This is a genomic window from Halorubrum sp. AJ67 (assembly GCF_000513435.1).
Genome location: NZ_CBVY010000020.1, coordinates 56,261 through 59,396, shown reverse-complemented (window position 1 = coordinate 59,396; position 3,136 = coordinate 56,261). Strand labels below are relative to the sequence as shown.

The following is a 3,136-nucleotide window of genomic DNA, read 5'->3' as shown; positions in this document are numbered from 1 at the left end:
CAGGCCTACGGGGCAGACGAGTTCGCCGGGCTGCGGACGCCCGCCGAGTCGTTCGGCTCCGGCCGCGGGCTCGCGCACGTGCCGCGTTCCGAGAACGTCGCCCGTCGCGTCCCGCATGCCGTGTCGGGCCGCGCCGCGCACCCGCCGAAGGCCGAGAAGGACCAGACGAGAAACTGAACGACAAGGAGCGACAGCTCGCCATCCGGTCGGCCATCGCGGCCACACCGACGCCGAGCTCGTCGCCGAGCGCGGCCACGCGTTCGACGAGGACCTCGACCTCCCGCTCGTCGTGAGCGACGAGTTCGAGGACCTCGAAAAGACGCAGGAGGCCCTGAGCGTGCTCGAAGCCGTCGGCGTCGACGCCGACATCGAGCGCTCCGAGGAGGGCCGCTCCGTCCGCGCCGGACAGGGGAAGGCCCGCGGCCGCAAGTACCGCCAGCCGAAGTCCGTCCTCGTCGTCACCAGTGAGGAGCCGTCCCGCGCCGCCCGCAACCTCGCGGGCGTCGACATCGCGACCGCGGGCGAGGTCAACGCGGAAGACCTCGCGCCGGGCGCGCATCCGGGCCGCCTCACGCTGTGGACCGAAAGCGCCGTCTCGGAGGTGGCCGACCGATGAACTCGATCATCGAGCACCCGATCGTCACCGAGCAGGCGATGAACGAGATGGACTTCAACAACAAGCTGCTGTTCCTCGTCGATGTGGACGCGACCAAACCGGAGATCAGCTCCGAGGTCGCGGACCGCTACGACGTGGGCGTCGTCGGCGTGAACACGCAGGTGACGCCGCAGGGCGAGAAGAAGGCGATCGTCACCCTCTCCGAGGACGACGACGCGACCGAAATCGCCTCGCGCATCGGGGTGTTCTAAGATGGGACGACGAATTCAAGGACAACGGCGCGGACGCGGCGGCCCGACGTTCCGGGCCCCCTCCCACCGTTACAAGGCGGAACTGTCGCACAAGAAGCTCGAAGACGTGGACACGATCACCGGCGAGATTGTCGGGATCGAACACGACCCCGCCCGCTCGGCTCCGCTCGCGGAGATCGAGTTCGAGGACGACGACCGTCGGCTCGTGCTTGCGCCGGAAGGCGTGCGCGTGGGCGAGACGATTCAGGTCGGCGTCTCGGCGGAGATCAAGCCGGGCAACACGCTCCCGCTGGCGGAGATCCCCGAGGGCGTGCCGGTCTGTAACGTCGAGAGCAACCGCGGGGACGGCGGGAAGTTCGCGCGCGCCTCCGGCGTGTCGGCGACGCTTCTCACCCACGACCGCGACGTCGCGGTCGTCGAGCTCCCCAGCGGCGAAGTGAAGCGACTCGACCCGCAGTGCCGCGCCACGATCGGCGTGGTCGCGGGCGGCGGCCGGACGGAGAAGCCCTTCGTCAAGGCCGGGAACAAACACCACAAGATGAAAGCGCGCGGCAGCAAATACCCGCGCGTGCGCGGCGTCGCGATGAACGCCGTCGACCACCCTTCGGTGGCGGTGGTCGCCAACACCCCGGACAGCCGAAGTCCGTCTCGCGGAACGCCCCGCCGGGACGCAAGGTCGGTGACATCGCATCCAAGCGCACCGGACGAGGTAGCAACAAATGAGTTCAGATTACCGAACCGGCCGCGAGGGCAAGGAGTTCGCCTACCGCGGTCACTCGCTCGACGAGCTGCAGGAGATGGACGTAGACGAGGTCGCGGAACTGCTCCCCGCACGCCAGCGGCGAAGCATCGTTCGCGGACTCGGCACCGAACAGCAGAAGCTGCTGGAGACGGTCCGGAGCCGCGACAAGGAGACGACGGCCGACGACCCGATCCGGACGCATCTGCGCGACATGCCGATCCTGCCGGAGTTCGTCGGCGTCACCTTCTCCGTGTACAACGGTCACAGCTTCGAGCGCGTTCAGGTCGAGCCCGAGATGATCGGGCACTACCTCGGTGAGTTCCACCTCACGCGAAGCACCGTCGAACACGGTCAGGCCGGCATCGGCGCGACCCGGTCCTCGAAGTTCGTGCCCCTCAAGTAACCCATGGGAATCAACTACAGCGTCGAGGCCGACTCGGAGACCACCGCCAAGGGGATGCTCCGCGACCGGCCCATCAGCGTGAAGGACAGCAAGGAGATCTCCCGAGAGATCAAAGGCGAGACGGTCGCCGACGCGGAGGAGTTCCTCCGGGAAGTCATCGACGAGGAGACCTCGGTGCCGATGCGCCAGCACAACGCCGGCGCGGGTCACCGCTCCGACATCGACGGCTGGGACGCGGGACGGTACCCCGAGAAGGCCGCGAAGGACTTCCTCAAGCTCTTGGAGAACGTCAGGAACAACGCCGACGAGCAGGGATTCGACGGCGAGGAGATGGTCATCAAACACGTCGCCCCGCACAAGGTCGGCGAACGACCCGGTCGGAACCCCCGCGCCGCGGGCGCGACGGAGTGGAACACCACGCTCGCCGACGTCGAACTGATCATCGAGGAGCCGGAGGCTGACAACTAATGGCTGACGAACACCAATTCATCGAGGACGGCCTGCGCCGTTCCCAGATCAACGAGTTCTTCGCGGACGAGCTCGGCCGCGCCGGCTACGGCGGGATGGACGTCGCCCAGACGCCGATGGGCACGCAGATCGTCCTGAAGGCCGAAAAGCCCGGGATGGTGATCGGGAAGGGCGGGAAGAACATCCGCAAGATCACCACCGAGCTGGAGGACCGCTTCGACATGGACGACCCGCAGATCGACGTTCAGGAGGTCGACGAGCCCGACCTGAACGCCCAGATCGTCGCGGACCGTCTCGCGAACGCCCTCGAACGCGGCTGGTACTTCCGCAAGGCCGGTCACACGACGATCGACCGGATCATGGACGCCGGCGCGTTAGGTGCCGAGATCGTCTTGTCCGGTAAGGTCACCGGGGCGCGCTCGCGCGTCGAGAAGTTCAACCGCGGCTACATCAAGCACAACGGCGAGCCCGCGGAGGAGGTCGTCGACCACGGCCAGGGCGTCGCCGTCATGAAGCTCGGCACGATCGGCGTCAACGTGAAGATCATCCCGCCGGGCGCGACCCTGCCCGACGACTTCGAGGTCCGAGAGGACGCCGAGGTCCCGGAAGTCGAGCAGGCCGCGGCCGCGGGTGACGACGAGGGTGTCGAGGCCCTC

The 3,136-nt window shown here is 67.8% G+C and carries 4 protein-coding genes and 2 pseudogenes; all 6 read left to right on the top strand.

Features of this window, described 5'->3' with window-relative positions:
- Positions 1-616 (top strand): annotated as a pseudogene (gene rpl4p / locus BN903_RS13560) (50S ribosomal protein L4); the annotation flags it as partial.
- Positions 613-867 (top strand): 50S ribosomal protein L23, encoded by a 255-nt coding sequence (locus tag BN903_RS13555; protein ID WP_048078239.1) that lies wholly within the window; start codon positions 613-615, stop codon positions 865-867. The pseudogene rpl4p and the gene BN903_RS13555, both read left to right, overlap by 4 nt.
- A 1-nt stretch (position 868) precedes the next feature.
- Positions 869-1,590: pseudogene (locus tag BN903_RS16120) on the top strand (50S ribosomal protein L2).
- Positions 1,587-2,012: a 30S ribosomal protein S19 gene (locus tag BN903_RS13545; protein WP_048078237.1), complete on the top strand. Its 426-nt coding sequence runs from the start codon at positions 1,587-1,589 to the stop codon at positions 2,010-2,012. The pseudogene BN903_RS16120 and the gene BN903_RS13545 overlap by 4 nt, the downstream one beginning before the upstream one ends.
- A 3-nt stretch (positions 2,013-2,015) precedes the next feature.
- Positions 2,016-2,480, top strand: coding sequence for a 50S ribosomal protein L22 (locus BN903_RS13540; protein ID WP_048078236.1), 465 nt, complete (start codon positions 2,016-2,018; stop codon positions 2,478-2,480).
- Positions 2,480-3,136, top strand: a 657-nt coding sequence (locus BN903_RS13535; protein ID WP_048078235.1) for a 30S ribosomal protein S3, incomplete at its 3' end; no start/stop codon positions are given. The genes BN903_RS13540 and BN903_RS13535, both read left to right, overlap by 1 nt.